At 42.9% G+C, this 16,191-nt stretch carries 14 protein-coding genes and 1 pseudogene; 7 read left to right on the forward strand and 8 right to left on the reverse strand.

Annotated features, from left to right (window positions below; all coding sequences use genetic code 11):
• Nucleotides 1–22: 22 nt before the first annotated feature.
• Both modB and modA read right to left on the reverse strand, forming a co-directional pair.
• Nucleotides 23–1,861 (reverse strand): molybdate ABC transporter permease subunit, encoded by a 1,839-nt coding sequence (modB, locus tag GQR42_RS21520; RefSeq protein WP_158201549.1) that lies wholly within the window; start codon nt 1,859–1,861, stop codon nt 23–25.
• 3 nt (nt 1,862–1,864) lie between these two features.
• Nucleotides 1,865–2,662, reverse strand: a complete 798-nt coding sequence (modA, locus tag GQR42_RS21525; RefSeq protein WP_158201550.1) for a molybdate ABC transporter substrate-binding protein — start codon at nt 2,660–2,662, stop codon at nt 1,865–1,867.
• 734 nt (nt 2,663–3,396) lie between these two features.
• Here modA and GQR42_RS21530 point away from each other — a divergent pair.
• Nucleotides 3,397–5,709, forward strand: coding sequence for a GumC family protein (locus GQR42_RS21530; RefSeq protein WP_158201551.1), 2,313 nt, complete (start codon nt 3,397–3,399; stop codon nt 5,707–5,709).
• 350 nt (nt 5,710–6,059) lie between these two features.
• On the forward strand, nt 6,060–7,517 hold the full coding sequence (locus GQR42_RS21535) for a DASH family cryptochrome (protein ID WP_158201552.1): 1,458 nt from the start codon (nt 6,060–6,062) through the stop codon (nt 7,515–7,517).
• A gap of 1,162 nt (nt 7,518–8,679) precedes the next feature.
• Here the strand turns inward: GQR42_RS21535 and GQR42_RS21540 are convergent.
• The 5 genes from GQR42_RS21540 to bchM form a co-directional block, all read right to left on the reverse strand.
• The gene (locus GQR42_RS21540; protein ID WP_008200430.1) at nt 8,680–9,027 is read right to left on the reverse strand and encodes a carbon dioxide-concentrating mechanism protein CcmK; all 348 of its coding nucleotides are present in this window, start codon (nt 9,025–9,027) and stop codon (nt 8,680–8,682) included.
• Nucleotides 9,028–9,131: 104 nt separating this feature from the next.
• Nucleotides 9,132–9,440, reverse strand: a complete 309-nt coding sequence (locus GQR42_RS21545) for a carbon dioxide-concentrating mechanism protein CcmK (RefSeq protein ID WP_158201553.1) — start codon at nt 9,438–9,440, stop codon at nt 9,132–9,134.
• Between the two features lie 63 nt (nt 9,441–9,503).
• Entirely contained in the window at nt 9,504–9,986 is a 483-nt protein-coding gene (gene msrA, locus GQR42_RS21550) for a peptide-methionine (S)-S-oxide reductase MsrA (protein ID WP_158201554.1), read from the reverse strand.
• Entirely contained in the window at nt 9,979–10,746 is a 768-nt protein-coding gene (gene panB, locus GQR42_RS21555) for a 3-methyl-2-oxobutanoate hydroxymethyltransferase (protein WP_158201555.1), read from the reverse strand. The genes msrA and panB overlap by 8 nt, the downstream gene beginning before the upstream one ends.
• Nucleotides 10,747–10,749: 3 nt before the next feature.
• Entirely contained in the window at nt 10,750–11,442 is a 693-nt protein-coding gene (gene bchM / locus GQR42_RS21560; RefSeq protein ID WP_158201556.1) for a magnesium protoporphyrin IX methyltransferase, read from the reverse strand.
• Between the two features lie 188 nt (nt 11,443–11,630).
• Between bchM and GQR42_RS29055 the strand changes: the two are divergent.
• Nucleotides 11,631–11,779: pseudogene (locus GQR42_RS29055) on the forward strand (RNA-guided endonuclease TnpB family protein); the annotation flags it as partial.
• Nucleotides 11,780–11,806: 27 nt separating this feature from the next.
• On the opposite strand, the gene GQR42_RS21565 reads toward GQR42_RS29055, so the two are convergent.
• A complete protein-coding gene (locus GQR42_RS21565) occupies nt 11,807–12,526 on the reverse strand; it encodes a TerC family protein (RefSeq protein WP_158201557.1) in 720 nt (239 codons plus the stop codon).
• A 189-nt stretch (nt 12,527–12,715) separates the two neighbouring features.
• On the opposite strand from GQR42_RS21565, the gene psaM reads away from it, so the two are divergent.
• From psaM to GQR42_RS21585, 4 genes are all read left to right on the forward strand, one after another.
• Entirely contained in the window at nt 12,716–12,808 is a 93-nt protein-coding gene (gene psaM / locus GQR42_RS21570; RefSeq protein ID WP_012264462.1) for a photosystem I reaction center subunit XII, read from the forward strand.
• A gap of 146 nt (nt 12,809–12,954) precedes the next feature.
• Nucleotides 12,955–13,305 carry a hypothetical protein gene (locus GQR42_RS21575; RefSeq protein ID WP_158201558.1) on the forward strand — a complete coding sequence of 117 codons (351 nt, stop codon included), beginning with the start codon at nt 12,955–12,957 and terminating at the stop codon, nt 13,303–13,305.
• 51 nt (nt 13,306–13,356) lie between these two features.
• Nucleotides 13,357–14,661 carry a glycoside hydrolase family 15 protein gene (locus GQR42_RS21580; protein WP_158201559.1) on the forward strand — a complete coding sequence of 435 codons (1,305 nt, stop codon included), beginning with the start codon at nt 13,357–13,359 and terminating at the stop codon, nt 14,659–14,661.
• A 57-nt stretch (nt 14,662–14,718) separates the two neighbouring features.
• Nucleotides 14,719–15,978: a hypothetical protein gene (locus tag GQR42_RS21585; protein ID WP_158201560.1), complete on the forward strand. Its 1,260-nt coding sequence runs from the start codon at nt 14,719–14,721 to the stop codon at nt 15,976–15,978.
• Nucleotides 15,979–16,191: the final 213 nt, after the last annotated feature.

Consider the following 16,191-nt stretch of genomic DNA (forward strand, 5'->3'; position numbering starts at 1 on the left):
GGGGGTTCGTTGAGTTAGCGCATTATTTTAATAATAATAAACGCTGGGGAGATAAAGTAACAGTCCAAGGCAGAGCTTTCTCCTTAATTTCTAACCATTTATCCTTATATAACTCTGCTTGGATATGAAAATCTCGATCGTGGTTCGAGGGTTGATTAAGTTTCAGATAGAGAGTCACCCGATGGGGTCCTTCAATGGCATTAGCTAACCAACAGGGAAAAGTATTAATATTGCTTAAATCTCGACCAAAAATAATTTGATGGGCGCGAATTCCCGTGTGAGCTAAATAGTCGGGAATCCTAGGGACGGTGTGTAATTTAACATCCCAATCAATGGCTTCCAATTGTTGATTATTAATGATAATAGCACGGGAAAAATTCTTACAGCCAGTAATTTTTGCCAAACTAACGCTATCTGGTCGCTCAAAAATTTTCTGTTTAGAATTATTGGCAATTGCCCGCCCTTTTTCCATAACTAATAAATTCTCACATATTCGATAAGCTTCATCCATATTATGGGTAACAAAAATTGTCACGCCATCGTAATTACTTAAAGTTTTGATCATCTGACGTTCTAATTGAGCGCGTAGATGGGTATCAAGGGCAGAAAAAGGCTCATCTAATAATAAAGCTTCCGGACGACTAGCTAAAGCGCGAGCGATGGCGACCCGTTGCTGTTGTCCCCCCGATAATTGATGGGGATAACGGTTTTCCATGCCGGGTAACTGCACTAATTCTAATTGGGTGGCAATCTGCTGACGGATAATTTTTGTGGGTAACTTTTGCGAGAGACCAAAAGCGATATTTTCTGCCACGGTGAGATGGGGAAAAAGGGCATAATTCTGCACCACAAAACCGATACGACGCTGACGACTGGGGAGATTAATTCCCTTTTCGGAATCGAAGAGAATGCGACCATTTAAGACAATACGACCCCTTGAGGGCGTTTCCACACCAGCCAGCGATCGCAAAATCAGGCTTTTTCCCGACCCCGAAGCCCCTAATAGTCCTAGGGGCTGATTTTGGCAGTTAAAAGTTACCGAGAGGTTAAAACCGGGTAAATATTTCTCTATGTCAACAAATAAGCCTATTTTATCCCTATAATGCTGATTTTCAGCTTCTAAAAGGGCAAAATTGCGACCCTCCCAGGGTGGCAGCCAGTCCTCCATCTCGTTAGGTTTGCTTTCTCCCGGTCGTCCTAATTGCTGTTTGCGTTGACTTTGCCAGAGATTAACGGCGATAATCCCCGATAGGGAGATTAATATGATAATAAACACCCATATCCAAGCCTCGGTCATCGCTCCTGCTTCCACAGCGAAGAAAATCGCCATCGGGATAGTTTGAGTTTGCCCCGGAATATTACCGGCTAACATCAAAGTCGCCCCAAATTCCCCCAAAGCGCGGGCAAAAGCTAGGGTTAATCCTGCTAATACCCCGGGGAAGGAGAGGGGCAAAAGTACGCGCCAGAATATTTTTCTCTCCGTCGCGCCCAAGGTGCGGGCAACCTGTAAAAGATTGGCATCCACCTGTTCAAAAGCCCCTAGGGTGGTTTTGTACATCAGGGGAAAAGCTACCACCGTCGCAGTAATGATGGCGGCATAGCAAGTAAAAACGATGCGAAAGTTAAATAAGTCTAATAACTGTCCTAATGGTCCGTTTTTGCCGAATAGGAGCAGTAAAATGAACCCTACCACCGTCGGTGGCAAGATTAAGGGCGCAACGAAAACTCCCTCGATTAGGGATTTCCACCGTCCGCGATAGCCTAACATCCAATAAGCGGCGGCAATACCGAGAAAAAAGATGATTATCAGGGCAATGGTGGCGGTTTTCAGGGATATCCATAGGGGGGAAAAGTCTGACATTGTTTATCTGGCTATTGCGAAGCCGAATTTTTCAAAAATGTTTTTAGCGGCTGTCCTAGTGAGATATTGGGCGAAAGTCTTGGCAGCTTGCGGGTTTTTACTAGCTTTGATCACAGCTATCGGGTAAATAATCGAAGAATGAAGATTATTGGCAGCCGTAGCCACTACTTTTACTTGGTCGGAAATTTTGGCATCGGTGATGTAAACAATGCCAGCATCGGCGTTACCGGTTTCTACGGCGGCGAGAACATTACGGACGGAGTTGGCAAAGACCAGTTTTGGTCTTATTTGCTCTAAAATGCCGAGATTTTTCAAAACTTCTTCGCTGTACTGACCGACGGGAACGCTGCGCGGTTCACCCACGGCAATTCTTTTGACATTACTGTTAGTCAGGGAACGAAAATCGCTGATTTTTAGGGTGGAATTCTTGGGAACGATTAAAACTAGGCGATTAGTGAGCAGGTTTCTACTGGTACTTGTATCAATCCAACCAGCTTTTGCTAAAGCGTCCATTTGCTTAGTCGCAGCCGAGACGAAAACATCGGCGAGTGCACCTTGTGCGATTTGCTGTTGCAAAGCCCCCGACGCACCGAAGTTATAGTTAACTTTAATCTTGGCATGGGCTTTTTCAAACCTCGGCTTGATTTCTTCTAGGGCATCTTTGAGACTAGCGGCGGCAGAAACTAGAATTGTCTGGGTTTGGGCGGTGGCGATAGTAGCGGAAAAAAGGTTTATGCCTGGAGATAATAACCAAATAAGGGCAATTGAGCCGATAAAAGCCAGAAAATACCGTCTTTTCATCAAGATTGGTAGCAGGCGATCGATATTTATATTTCTATCAAAACCAATCGACCGCTGGAAATCTGTATCTAATGATGCTAAATACCAGTTTAGTTGGTAGTGTTTGGCAATGTAGTAGGCTGAAAAAGCAAGATTTTATCGAGATTTTCGCTGATTTATCGAGCTATTTGTCACCTTAGATAGGGTCTGCTGAAAAAGTTTGGGTTCTTCGGTTTGTCTTATGCAACGGACAGGGTTATAAGGGATGAAACCTTTATCTAGAAAGATATTCAGGGATTTTTGTCAATTGTTTTCGAGCTAGAACGAACTAATCAATTAAGTCTCTTGCCAGATAAGGATTTAGTCGATTTATGCCCCCCGATTCGAACCATAAGTAGTCGTGCAAAATTAATTTCCTAGTCGAGACTCCGAGACTCCGAGACTCACAAGACAGCTATTAGGGATCGGATTTGAGTTTTCAGTTCACTGTTTACTGATCACAGCAGCAGTCTGACGGAGTAGTGGCTTAGATGTATAATTAATTGTGCTTAGATACTTACCCAGTAACGAAGAACCGAGATTTATAGAATGGCTACCCATGAATGTTCTGATCTGACGAAGCAGCACAAAAATTAGCAGTTCTGGAAAAACTAGGGTTATCATCGTAGCACGGTGTTATGATTAAGCGGTGATTAATCGAGCCAGATTGCTACCGCAAAATCTTTTAATAGAGTTATCCCTTGACTATTTGATTAATGATGAACAACCAACAAAACGGGGCTTTAAAAACCCAAAGTCAAGCAAATCTGCCAGTTTTTGCTCAACCCGCTTTTATACCCTCCGTGACCGAGGAAGAAGAGGAACTCAACCTGCGTCAAGTCCTTTCTGTCATCAAGCATCGCTGGTGGTTAATCGCTGGTATCACCCTCGGGCTGACAGCAGCGATCGCTACTTGGACTTTCTTAAAAACCCCTATCTATCAAGGTAAATTCCTGCTGCTCATCGGTCAACCCATTGAGGAAAATAAAAATTCTCTCGGGTTGGCAGCCCAAGATATCCTGCCTCAGTTAGGGGGTGAAGATATCGATTATGATACCCAGATCGCTGTTTTAACAAGTCCTCAACTCCTTAACCCCATCCTTAGTAAAATAACTCCTCAATATCCCGACTTTACCTACAGTGATTTAATTAGTAAAACTGGCAAATCTGATCTCAAAATTAGTCAATTAAAAGAGACAAAAGTTTTAGAAATTTCCTATCAAGATGCGGAACCGAAAAAAATTCAGCTGGTTTTAGATAATTTAGCCCGTCACTACCTAAACTATAGTTCTCAGGAACGGAAGACCGAAATTAATCAAGGGTTAGATTTTGTCAATGCACAATTGCCCGTGCTGCAGGAACGAGTTAATTCTCTACAAAAACAAATGCAGCAATTCCGGCAGCAATACAATTTCCTCGATCCTGACAAAGAGGCGACTCGTTTATCACAACAGTTAACCACTACCGAACAAGAGTATCGGGCAGCCCAAGTCGCCCTTAACGAAATTAACTCTCGCTATCAAGCTTTACAGCAACAGGTGGGATTAGCCCCGAATCAAGCAATTATCGCCACTTATCTCAGTGAATCCCCCGGTTATCAAGATTTGCTCAAGCAGCTGCAGGAAGTAGAAGTGGAATTGGCCAAACAATCGGCAGTTTTTGCGAAAGATAGCCCGATAATCGCCACCCTAGAGGAAAAAAGAGCCAATTTACTGCCCCTACTGCAAAAGGAGGCCCAAAGAACCCTAGGGGAAAAACTGCCCCAGACAGTGGGTAATTCTCCGGCTTTGGTGTCACGGAGCGCTTTGCGAGTAGAATTAACCCAACAATTGGTGGAAGCCGCTAACAGTCGCCAAACCCTAGAAGTTAAGGTAGAATCCCTTGCCCAAGCCCTCGAACAACAGAAAGCCTCGGTCAAAAATCTGGCGGTTTTAGCCCGTCGTTATACGGATTTGCAGCGAGAATTGGAAATCGCCACCACCAGTCTCGGCCGTTTTCTGGAGGAACAACAAAAACTCCAACTCAAGGTGGCACAACAGGTCGTCCCTTGGCAACTGATCGCCCCTCCAGAAGTAGAGGAAGAATTCGTTTCTCCTAAACCCGTGCGAAATCTAGCTTTAGGGGTTATCGGTGGTCTGTTACTAGGTATGGGGGCGGCCTTTTTAGCTGAAAGATTAGACCCCGTTCATCATAGTGCAGATGAACTAAAAGAAGATACTAAACTACCCCTTTTAGGCGCAATTCCCTGGCAAAAAGACCTCGGCACGATCGAAAAAGTGATCACCGCCGCCCTACCCCAGTTAACAGTCGGCGATCGCAAAATTACTATCCCTAATACTACCCTAAAATCAGCCAACGAAAACCCGTCCTACTATAATTTCTCCCCCTTCTCGGAAGCTTTCCGCACTCTTAACACCAATATTCGTCTCCTCGGTTCCGATTCCCCCCTCAAGTCCCTCGTGATTAGTTCTCTATCACCGGGAGATGGTAAAACCACCATGGCAATCAATATCGCTAAGGCGGCCGCTGGTATGGGACAAAGAGTCTTACTGGTGGATGCCGACCTGCGACGACCCCAGATTCACCATCGACTTAATCTCGATAACGACCACGGCCTTAGTAATGTCATCGCCGAGGGTCTCGATTGGAACGAGGCCATTCAATCCCTACCCCGCTACGAGAATTTATCGATTCTTACCTCCGGTCCAATTCCCCCAGATCCAACCCGCTTGCTTTCTTCCCAGAGAATGCAGGAAATTATCTCGCAATTACAGCAAGACCACGCCTTCGATCTAATTATCTACGATCTACCACCGCTCGTCGCCTTTGCCGATGCGAAAATTCTCGCCGCCATGGCCACCGGACTGATTCTCGTCACCAAACTGGGCAAAACCGATCGCTTTGCCCTTAAAAATCTGCTCGAAGATCTGAGATTATCCCACATTTCCCTGTTAGGTTTAGTGGCTAATAACGTTAGTCGGAAAGACCACAATTATCGTTACTATGGCCATTACTACGGCAAAAGATAATTAAATTGAAGATATATCCCCCCTTAATAAGGGGGGTGTATGCCTTAATCCCCCCTTATTAAGGGGGGTGTATGATGGTTTTTAACACCTAACTACTTAGGGTTTGCAGCAAAAAGTACGGGCGAAGCATTCGGATAGAAAATCTAAGGTTTCACCGATAGGTTATTGTCCGAATGCTTCGCCCCTACAGGACGCGGGCCGATGAAGATGCAAGGTTTTGAACCACGATTCTCTCAAAATCTTGCACCTGTTTCACGAGAAAAGCCACAAAACCCTTACCTTACCTACATTTCACATTTATTCAGCAAACCCTACTTATTGATCGGTTATCAACTTTTAATTGATGTTAAATGCGGGTTTTAATCTGGTATCGCCATGATCTGCGGCTTCACGATCACGAGGCAATTTATCAAGCTGTTCAAGAACAATTAGAGATAATTCCCTTCTATTGTTTTGATGAGCGTCAATTTGGTCTTACTTCCTACGGGTTTCCCAAAACAGGCAAGTTCCGGGCTAAATTTTTATTAGAAAGCGTAGCCAATTTACGACAATCTCTGGAAGGTTTAGGCGGTAATTTAATTATCCGACGGGGAAAACCAGAAGAAATTATCCCGCAATTAGTTCAAGAATTGCAGATAGCCAGGGTTTATTATCATCAAGAGGTAACAGCAGAGGAATTAGCGGTAGAAAAAGCTGTAAATAAGGCTTTATCCATGGTTCCCCGGCAGATAAAAACTTTTTGGACAGCCACTTTATACCATCCTGATGACTTACCTTTTACTCTTAATCAATTACCAGAATTATTTACTAATTTTCGTAAACAAGTAGAACGTCATTGGCAAATAAGAGCAACTTATCCCAGTCCTAAAAATTTGACAAAATTGCCCAATATAGATTTGGGAAATCTTCCGAGTTTAAACGATTTAGGCTTAACAGAACCAATTCTAGACTGGGGAGGTGTTTTGTCGTTTCAAGGGGGTGAAATGGTAGGAAAATCACGGGTTAAGGAATATATTTGGGATAGTGATTCCTTAAAAACCTATAAGGAAACCCGCAATGAAATGTTAGGGACTAATTATTCCTCAAAATTCTCAGCTTGGTTAAGTTTTGGCTGTCTTTCCCCCCGTTATATCTATGAGGAAGTACAAAAATATGAGCAAACAAGAGTAAAAAATGACTCTACCTATTGGCTGATTTTTGAATTATTATGGCGAGATTTTTTTCGATTTATTTGCAGTAAACACGGGAATAAAATCTTCTATAAATCTGGTTTGCAAGAACTTAATTTGCCTTGGTTAGAAGATTGGGAAAGATTTAATCTCTGGTGTGAGGGAAAAACCGGTTATCCCCTTGTAGATGCTAATATGAGAGAATTATCCGCTACGGGATTTATGTCAAATCGTGGCCGGCAAAATGTCGCTAGTTTTCTGACCAAAAATCTCGGTATTGATTGGCGCATGGGAGCAGAATGGTTCGAGTCATTATTAATTGATTACGATGTCTGTAGTAATTGGGGTAATTGGAATTACACTGCTGGTGTCGGTAATGACGCACGAGGATTTCGCTATTTTAATATCCCTAAACAGTCGAAAGACTATGATCCTAAAGGTGATTATTTACGTCACTGGTTGCCCGAATTAGCCCTAATAAAAGGCGATAAAATTCACGAACCTTATAAATTATCTCCAGAGGAACAAAGGCGTTATGGGGTGATTTTAGGGGTTAATTATCCTCGTCCCATTGTCGATTTTTTTCAATCAATCAAACACAACGAAAAAATTTATCTTCAGCATTTCAGTAATCAGTAGACCTCAACCTAATATTATCGGTTCTTCGGTACTTGTTATGCAATCACAAATACCAGACTTGACGAATAAGGTTTTGATAAGCAAAGAGTCCCTAGCATATGGCTTGCTGAAAATTACTGGAAGCCTTGCTAGAAAACGGTTTTGCGACTTTTTTATACCATTTTTCAAAAGTAATGACAGAGATGGTTATGCCTGGTGCATCTCAATTTTGTCGAAATATCCAGATGACATTTTGGGCGCACGCGGTGCGCCCCTACCATTGGCGAAATAATATTATTGTAGGGGCGAATTGCCTTCGCCCTCTTTGAACAACTTCTGCTGCTCACCTTAAGTGAGAGAAAATCACCAATAGGATACCATTTTTCTTTATTCGCGTCACAACGAATGCAGGCTTGGCAAGCATTCGAGCGTGGATGTCTGTCATGGATTTAGAAATTTGGTATTAGCCCAAAAAGTCCCAAAAACAAAGGTTGAGAAATCGATCCGAGGGACTCAAAACCCTTGCACTTTCGCTCTTCGATTTCGAAGGGTTCCGCTTCCAGACCTGCGAGGTCATTCTGTTATTCTGACTTCCCCTCCCGACGACCGGCTACTGACTCGGAGACTCCTGACTCCTAACCCCACCAACAAACTTTTTCAGCAAACCCTAGCATAGGGTCTGCTGAAAAAGTTTTTTCTGGGGGCAGGGTGTGGGGTGTGGGCTTCGGCCGTGATCTCAGCGTTCGACAAAAGCTCACGCCGAGGTCCGAACGGGTGTAGGGTGTAGGGTTTTACCGATTTTGAGGGGGTCAATTACCTAATTTTCAGGGAAAAAGTCCCGGAATTTTACCCCCGATCACTCCAAGGGTTGGCACTTTTTGAGGCCAAAAAAGTCTAAAAGTCTTACCCAACAAGGTTTTTAGATTTATTCAGCCAACCCTAGCATAGTACCTACCGAAGAACCTAATAAAAATTATGTTAAAAGTTATTTTACTCAAGCAAAACTTATCACATTGTTTTGTTTCTTCTGATACCTGATTCCGACTGGAATTAATGACAAACTGACGACCACAATTTTTAGGTTTCGGAATCACCGTCCGTTTTACAGACGGTGAGGATGTCAACAAAAACTAAGTTGGAACTAGACAAGTTTCAACCGATAACAAAAAATTAACCTTGAATATTAACGACGGATTGGAGCGATCGCGCCGTCGGCGGCGGCGCGAAAAGGTTCCACTGCCTCGCTATAATCGATCGGTAAAATAGCCACCACGTTATCGTGAGGACGGGGAATAATTACCCAGGTTTCTAAAGCTGCCCCCTCGGTTTTATTGACGGCTTCAATGCCGGCAGCCATAGCGGTTTTTACCTCCTGTACATCCCCGCGAATATTGAGGGTAAAACGGGCGCTGCCTGCCCTTAAATAACCAACAATCGTGATCCGTCCTGCTTTTACCATCGCATCGGCGGCCGCTAGAATACCGGGGAAACCTTTGGTCTCGATCGATCCCACCGCGGGTTGGGCTGTCATAAATTAACTCCTAATAACAAAAATCAGATAAGTTCAATTGATAGAATCCAATCTATTTTCCAGTCTTTAACTATAGTCTAGTTTGGGGCCAATCCCTAGGGAAATTAACTGCGAAAACGGTCCGACTTAGGCGTATGCTGCACTGGTAAAACCGCCAGTACATTTTCTGGAGGATTCGGTACGATGTAATGACTGACCACATTACCACCAAAAGCCCTCATTGCCGCCGCTAATCCGGCCTCTACTGCTGGTTTAACCTCGGAAATCGGACCGCGAATCGCCACTAAAAATTCGCCCCTTTCCGCTAGATCAAAATAAACTAGGGTGACTCGTCCCCCTTTAACCATGGCATCCGCCGCCGCTAAAACGGGGGGAAAACCCAACGTTTGAATGACTCCGACCGCCTCGGGCATTTTTCCTGATCTCCTGCGAAAGCAATTTTACATTATACCCCGATCCTGTCTTGATATTTTCTTCTAGAAATCCTCGGCCGATCGAGCCAGTTTTTTCTCTAAATACTGTTGATGGGACTGATCGGCCAGATAATAATCTCCTGCGGGTTCGATCAAAGTAACGATATCCTGCTGAAACTTTCCCGATAGTTGTAGTTGACGCTTGCCAGCGGTGGCGATTAACTTTTGTTCCGGGGTGTGATAGAAAATAATCGATCGATATTGTTCTCCCCGGTCCGGTCCTTGGCGATTTAACTGAGTCGGATCATGGATTGACCAAAAAACGGCTAATAACGCCTCGTAGCTTATTTCTTGGGGATTATATTCAATTTGTGCCCCTTCCGCATGACCGGTAATTCGCGATAACACATCGAGATAACTAGGATTGGGGAAATGTCCCCCCATATAACCCACAGAAGTGGCTAAAACCCCTGGTAAACGCCGAAATGCGTCCTCGGTTTTCCAAAAACAACCAGCCCCAAAGGTGGCTTTTTCGCCGCTATTCATTTCTCCTCACATCCTTGGCAAATTCCACCACTGCTTTTGTAATTGTCTCGCTTAAATTAGCATAAACTTTGGCAAAAGGGGGAGCTTTTTCGGTTAATCCTAGAATATCCGCCGTTACTAACACCTGACCATCACAATCTTCCCCCGCACCGATACCAATCGTCGGGATAGTCAATTTATCGGTAATAGTAGCGGCTAAATTAGCGGGAATATGTTCCAAAACCAGGGCAAATACTCCCGCTTTCTCTAAGGCTAAAGCTTCCTCGATTAATCTTTGTGCATCCGATGGGGTTTTTCCCTGCTGACGGTATCCTAACCGATGCACCGACTGGGGAGTTAATCCGATATGACCGATAACAGGGATGCCTATCTGGGTTAAACGGCTAATAGTCTCGATCATAGCGGGATAACCTCCCTCTAATTTTACCCCTTGCACTCCCGCTTCCTTTAACATCCTTCCCGCCGAGTGAATTGCCTGACTGACACTTTCCTGATAGCTGAGAAAAGGCAAATCACAGACAACTAAAGCTTGTTTTACCCCGCGAGACACGGCCGCCGCGTGGTGAATCATCGCCTCTAGGGTGATCGGTAAAGTGGTAGGATAGCCCAAAGCGGTCATAGCTAAGGAATCACCTACCAAGATAATATCAATTCCCGCTTGATCGAGCAGTCGCGCGATCGGATAATCCCAAGCTGTGAGGGTGACAATCGCGCGTTTTTGCTGTTTCCACTCGATTAATTTGCTGGTGGTGACTGCCATTATTTATTCGCTGCGGACAGCTTCGAGGATACGGGAAAAATAGAAACGAGTGCTAGTCATACTCTTCCGTTCAATTTTAAAGCCATTTTCGTTGAGAGCGGCGATAATAGTTTTTTCCTTGTGTTGATAAGCACGAGTGGTTTTACTCGGACCGGGAAAAAATTGACCAATTTTCTTGAGAATGGTTAATAAACAGGTTTTAGGGGCAAAACTGAGGATTAAACGGGATTGAGCTAGGGATCCCAAGTGTTTAATCATGCCTAAGGCTTCTTCTGTGGGATAGTGAATGAGAACATCAAGACAGATGACCGTGTGATATTGGCCAGTTAATGCTTCTAAATCTTGAACCGCAAAGGTGAGTTTACCAGTATCTGCTAACTCTTTAGCGGCTCTTTCCTTGGCTTCTGTCACCATTTTCTCGGAAATATCACTCGCGAAAATAGTGGCGCCAGCTTTAGCGAGGGGAATACTAAGACTACCGACTCCACAACCGGCATCACAGATCGAGAGATTGGGTAAATTGTCATCACTTTCTAACCAACCGATAATGGTATCGATCGTCTGTTGATGACCGATGCGAATATCTTTTTGTACTTTGTTAACTTCGCCATCCCCATAAATCCGGCGCCAGCGCTCGAATCCTGTGGCGTTAAAATAGTCCTTGACTATGGCTTTATCGTCTAATGTGTTGGTCATAACGAAATCTAAACGAGCGGAGATGGTTATTAGTTTATCTCAAATGTCGGGGTGAAGACCGTTCGGCAAAAGCTCACGGCTTCATCCCGTCGCCCTTAGCGCGACGGGATGAAGCCCCGACCAATGTAAAACAGCGAAGCACGACTAAAATCTTGACAATTTAGCCTCGCATAGTTTAACGAGGAGAAAGTCACGATCGAGACATCAATGCCGCTAAGAATATTCGAGATGAAGGTTTACGAATTTTGGCGGTAGGCATACCGCTACTACTTCCGGAGGGAGAGTAAGACCAAGTAAAGGCACTGCTTTTATAAGGCATCTCCCCGTGAACGAATAATCCCCATGCCTTTAGGCAACGGGAGTGTCAAGGTAATTTATCAGATTGGATGGTATCACTCTCTATTGGTTCTCGATCGTTGCGTTTTGAGAAACCCCAAGCAAAGAGGAGAGCAATTAAACTGATCATAATCCATTCCGGCGGCACAAAATCGGGACTAATCACCCGCAACAGCAATCTTAAACCCACCAAACCGACGGTGACAAAACCAGCGTCTTCTAGGTGGGTGTATTCCTCTAACCAGCGAATAAATAAACCGGCCATAAAGCGCAGGGTAACTACTCCGATCGTACCACCAAGCAGGATCAACCAAGTATCATCGGCCACGGCGATGGAGGTGGTGACACTATCGAGGGAAAAAGCTAAATCAGTAACGGCAATTAGGGGGATAGCTTGCCAGAGAGAGTGAAACTGGAGACTATGATGGCTGTGATCCTTGTCTTCAGGGGAGGCAAAGTAATTAAAGACTAACCAGAGCAAATATACTGCTCCCAAAAGTTCAAACTGCCAGTATTTAACCACCCAGGTGGCGGTAAGAATCAAGATCATACGGAGAATATAGGCGAAAACTAAGCCAATATTCAAGGCCTGACGTTGACGCTGATGATCTCCTAATCCCTGTGCTATGGAAGCGAGAGCAATGGCGTTATCTGCTGATAATACTGCTTCTAGGGCAATGAGAACCAACAGAATTAACGGGGTTTTTAGACTAAGGGTTAGAGATGAATCAAGGAGCGAGTCTAACATTGAGGCCGCAGGTAAAAATAAATGTAATGATGCCAATACCTCAGCTTAACGCTTTTACAACTCTCTTTTCTAGGGGAGATAACCGTCATCGGGGTGGGGAGATATGAAGTCTTGTAACGAAATGATGCAGAGAACCCCGATGATGTCGGAAAGTATTGGATGAATATCTTTATGAGGAGATAATCAGCAATGCTTTCTGATACTCAAGTTTTGGTCGCTCTGGTAATTGCTTTAATCCCCGGGATTTTGGCTTTTCGTCTAGCGACGGAACTTTATAAGTAAAGTCGCTTTCAATAAACCCTGATCCCGTCTGACCTAGCTATAGGATAGACCGATTGGGGTTTTTCGGTTATCGGTTGTCAGTGATTGGGTGTAACTTAAAAGTAATTAGCCACTTTCTGACCGATTTTACTTGTACTCATAAATCTATGACCGCACGAACAGGAAACCAAACCGACAAAAAACCACAAAAAAAGCCAAAAAGCGGCAATAAATCCCAAAAATGGCAAATTATCGAGATTTGGCTGCGAATTATTGCCTATAGCGCCATTTCCATCACGGCGTTTTTTGCGATCGCTCGTTTGTTACCCTACCAACAAATCCAACAGGCAAAATTAGAAGAAGTGCGTTTGGCAGCCCAAGAAAAGGAGGAACGCGTCAATCAATTGCGCGGTCAATTTACTCGCAGCTTTGATCCTAGTCAAGCGCGGCAAGTGATGGGGGAACAAAGTCCCCGACGGGATCCTAATCAAAGACGCATTTTTTGGGTTTCTCAGTAGAATTGATCGAGATAAATTCGTTTTTGAGCAGATTATTGGGGTATTTTGCCGATGCTGGTTGTTCACAACGAAAAAATTCTCGATTTCATTAAATACCGCTACTCTCTAGGGGATATTCAGAGATTATCCGCGTTTTTGTCGGAAAATCATGTCTTGAGATTTCCCCACCTAGAAAATGGCTTATTTCCAGCAGCATTAGTCAGTAATGAGACAGAATACACGGGATACGCCAATGTTTGGCTGAGAGATAACGTTTATCTGGCTTATTCTCATTATATTATCGGACAGACAGCGATCGCTGTCAAGAATATTCAGACTTTGATGAACTATTTTCAAAAGTTCCAAAGGCGTTTTATTAATATTATCCAAGGTCGGGTTAATCCTGAAAAGATCAGGGAACGTCCTCATATTCGTTTTGAGGGACGTACACTGACGGAAATTGACCAAGTTTGGCAACACGCACAAAATGATGCTCTTGGCTATTTTCTCTGGTTTTATTGTCGTTTAGCACGGGAAAAATATATTCAGCTTTCCCCCCATTGTCTGGAAACAATTGCCCTATTTCCTTTATATTTTCAAGGGATTAGTTATTGGCAGGATGAGGATAGCGGTCACTGGGAAGAAACCCGCAAAATAGAAGCATCTAGCATCGGGGTTGTGGTAGCGGGATTACGGGAATTAAAAAGGTTATTAATCGAGACAGAGATAAATCTCACAGTCGAAAATCGCAGGATTACACCGGCATTTTTAGCGGACTTAATTGAGATAGGAGAACAAGCTTTATACCAGATTTTACCAGCCGAGTGTCTTCTACCAGTACCGCAGGCGAGAAGTTATGATGCAGCCCTACTTTTTTTGATTTATCCCTTACAAGTGGTGGAGACAAATATCGCCGATCAAATTCTTAATAATGTTATCATTCACCTTCAGGGAGATTACGGTATTCGTCGCTATTTAGGTGATTCTTTTTGGTGTCGAGACTATCGCTTAATTCCCCCAGAAATCCGCACCACCGTATCGACGGAAAGGGAAAATTGGTTACAGGAACAAGGGAGAGGATTAAATCTAGGCGAAGAAGCACAATGGTGTATTTTTGATCCGATTATTTCTGCCATTTTTGCCCTTAAATTCCAGAGTACAGGTCAGGAAAAATATCTTAACCTACAAACCCATTACTTCAATCGTTCTCTCGGACAAATTACAGGTAATGATTCCCCCGTTGGTGAGTTTAAATGTCCCGAATTATACTATCTAGAACAGGGAAAGTATATTCCTAATGATGCCACTCCTCTCCTTTGGACACAGGCTAATTTACAAATCGCATTAGAACTAATTAAGAAAAGTTTAAGCCAATAGTGTAATTCTATTTGACCAGATAAAATTACAACTATATATAAATTCAGGAGTTAAAAAATGCCTAATAACAACAATCAACCCGATATCAATAAAGCGATCGATGTGTGTATGGAGGAGTATAAAACCCTGAGAACACAAATTTTGCAAACCATACAAAATCGCACTAATGTTATTGTCTTCGGGGGGGGTCTAGTTTTGACTTTACTGGGAATTGGGATCAGTCCCATCGCTAATCTTCCCATCATGAAAGAGACAACAACTGTTACTAGAATACCCACAGATACAACTACAATAGAAAAGAAAACAGGAAATACAATAAAACAGACAATATCTCATCCAAAAGCGGATAGTAATCACACAAATCAAGAAACAAATTCAACGTTAGTTATTAAAGAAAAAGACACAGCAACAGAAAAAATATCTCCACAAAACTTTTATGCTATTCCAATTGAACGACGAATTCCTTCAGCCATTATTCTAGGAATAATAGTTCCCGTTTCCTGTGGATTAATCATCTTTCTTGTCAAGGCAAGTAATCATCAGGTCGTTATAATTGGTAGATATATTGCCACTAATATTGAGCCTAAAATCAATGATTTATACTTTAATAATTTACCCGGTGGTCAGAAGCCTATTGTTTGGGAAACCTATATGCAAACTTTACGATTTGGACCAGAAGAAGGTCATTGGGTTACGGTTGTTTTTGGTGGTATTGCATTAGTCGCAAATGTAGGTGGTATTTTTTCCCTATTCAACATATTAAATAATATGGTTTTTTTAACAATATTATTAGTTCCTTTAGGAATATTTATATTTCTCTTATGGTGGGGATGGAAAACGAAAGAAAACATAGTCGAGTTAAGAGACGGTGAAGGAAGTTTAAGAAAAATTTGGTACAAAAGAATTAACGCACAAAATAAAGAGGTGAAAAGTACACGAATATTTTGGAAGTCTAACTATAGAGTATGGGAAATGTATCAAATCAATGATTTTAAAAATCTTCTTAATAAAATTCAAAATTACAGTAGAAATCCAGAATATAATCCATCCTTCGGTTTTGACTTAGACAATGGTGGAAGAAAACGCATTAACAATATCCCAGAATTACTCGAATTATGTATAGATAATCCCAATAAATTTAAAGAACACATGGACAGAGGAGATTTTGAGCGTTGGCTGGATAATATAGAGATAAGAGAAACAGAACTAGCAAATATAGCTCAGGCAACTCGCGAGAAAACCTTCCCTAACGATAATGAGCGCCTACATTATTTTCTCAGAGAATGCTGTCTAGTCTTGATTGGGAGAAACCTTTAATATTTCCTAACAAAAACTTGATTTGATCGCCAACTACCTACAAGATAAAGAAAGAGCGACTCAGGATAGATAAAACTAATGACCACAGCGACACAATTCTTAAGCATTTCTGCCTTGACAAAAGAGGATTATTATGGGTGCAGCTGAATTTTGTATAAATATCTATAGGACATTTTGGGCGCACGCAGTGCGCCCCTACCATTGGCGCGATAA

This window comes from Microcystis aeruginosa FD4, from assembly GCF_009792235.1.
Lineage (GTDB): Bacteria > Cyanobacteriota > Cyanobacteriia > Cyanobacteriales > Microcystaceae > Microcystis > Microcystis viridis.

Excerpts from the sequence above, each read along its gene's own strand:
- modB (WP_158201549.1), bottom strand. The coding sequence starts at position 1,861 with ATGTCAGACTTTTCCCCCCTATGGATATCCCTGAAAACCGCCACCATT.
- panB (WP_158201555.1), bottom strand. The coding sequence starts at position 10,746 with ATGGCAGTCACCACCAGCAAATTAATCGAGTGGAAACAGCAAAAACGC.
- GQR42_RS21535 (WP_158201552.1), top strand. The coding sequence starts at position 6,060 with ATGCGGGTTTTAATCTGGTATCGCCATGATCTGCGGCTTCACGATCAC.
- GQR42_RS21530 (WP_158201551.1), top strand. The coding sequence starts at position 3,397 with ATGATGAACAACCAACAAAACGGGGCTTTAAAAACCCAAAGTCAAGCA.
- modA (WP_158201550.1), bottom strand. The coding sequence starts at position 2,662 with ATGAAAAGACGGTATTTTCTGGCTTTTATCGGCTCAATTGCCCTTATT.
- GQR42_RS21580 (WP_158201559.1), top strand. The coding sequence starts at position 13,357 with ATGCTGGTTGTTCACAACGAAAAAATTCTCGATTTCATTAAATACCGC.
- GQR42_RS21545 (WP_158201553.1), bottom strand. The coding sequence starts at position 9,440 with ATGCCCGAGGCGGTCGGAGTCATTCAAACGTTGGGTTTTCCCCCCGTT.
- psaM (WP_012264462.1), top strand. The coding sequence starts at position 12,716 with ATGCTTTCTGATACTCAAGTTTTGGTCGCTCTGGTAATTGCTTTAATC.
- GQR42_RS21565 (WP_158201557.1), bottom strand. The coding sequence starts at position 12,526 with ATGTTAGACTCGCTCCTTGATTCATCTCTAACCCTTAGTCTAAAAACC.
- msrA (WP_158201554.1), bottom strand. The coding sequence starts at position 9,986 with ATGAATAGCGGCGAAAAAGCCACCTTTGGGGCTGGTTGTTTTTGGAAA.
- bchM (WP_158201556.1), bottom strand. The coding sequence starts at position 11,442 with ATGACCAACACATTAGACGATAAAGCCATAGTCAAGGACTATTTTAAC.
- GQR42_RS21585 (WP_158201560.1), top strand. The coding sequence starts at position 14,719 with ATGCCTAATAACAACAATCAACCCGATATCAATAAAGCGATCGATGTG.
- GQR42_RS21540 (WP_008200430.1), bottom strand. The coding sequence starts at position 9,027 with ATGACAGCCCAACCCGCGGTGGGATCGATCGAGACCAAAGGTTTCCCC.
- GQR42_RS21575 (WP_158201558.1), top strand. The coding sequence starts at position 12,955 with ATGACCGCACGAACAGGAAACCAAACCGACAAAAAACCACAAAAAAAG.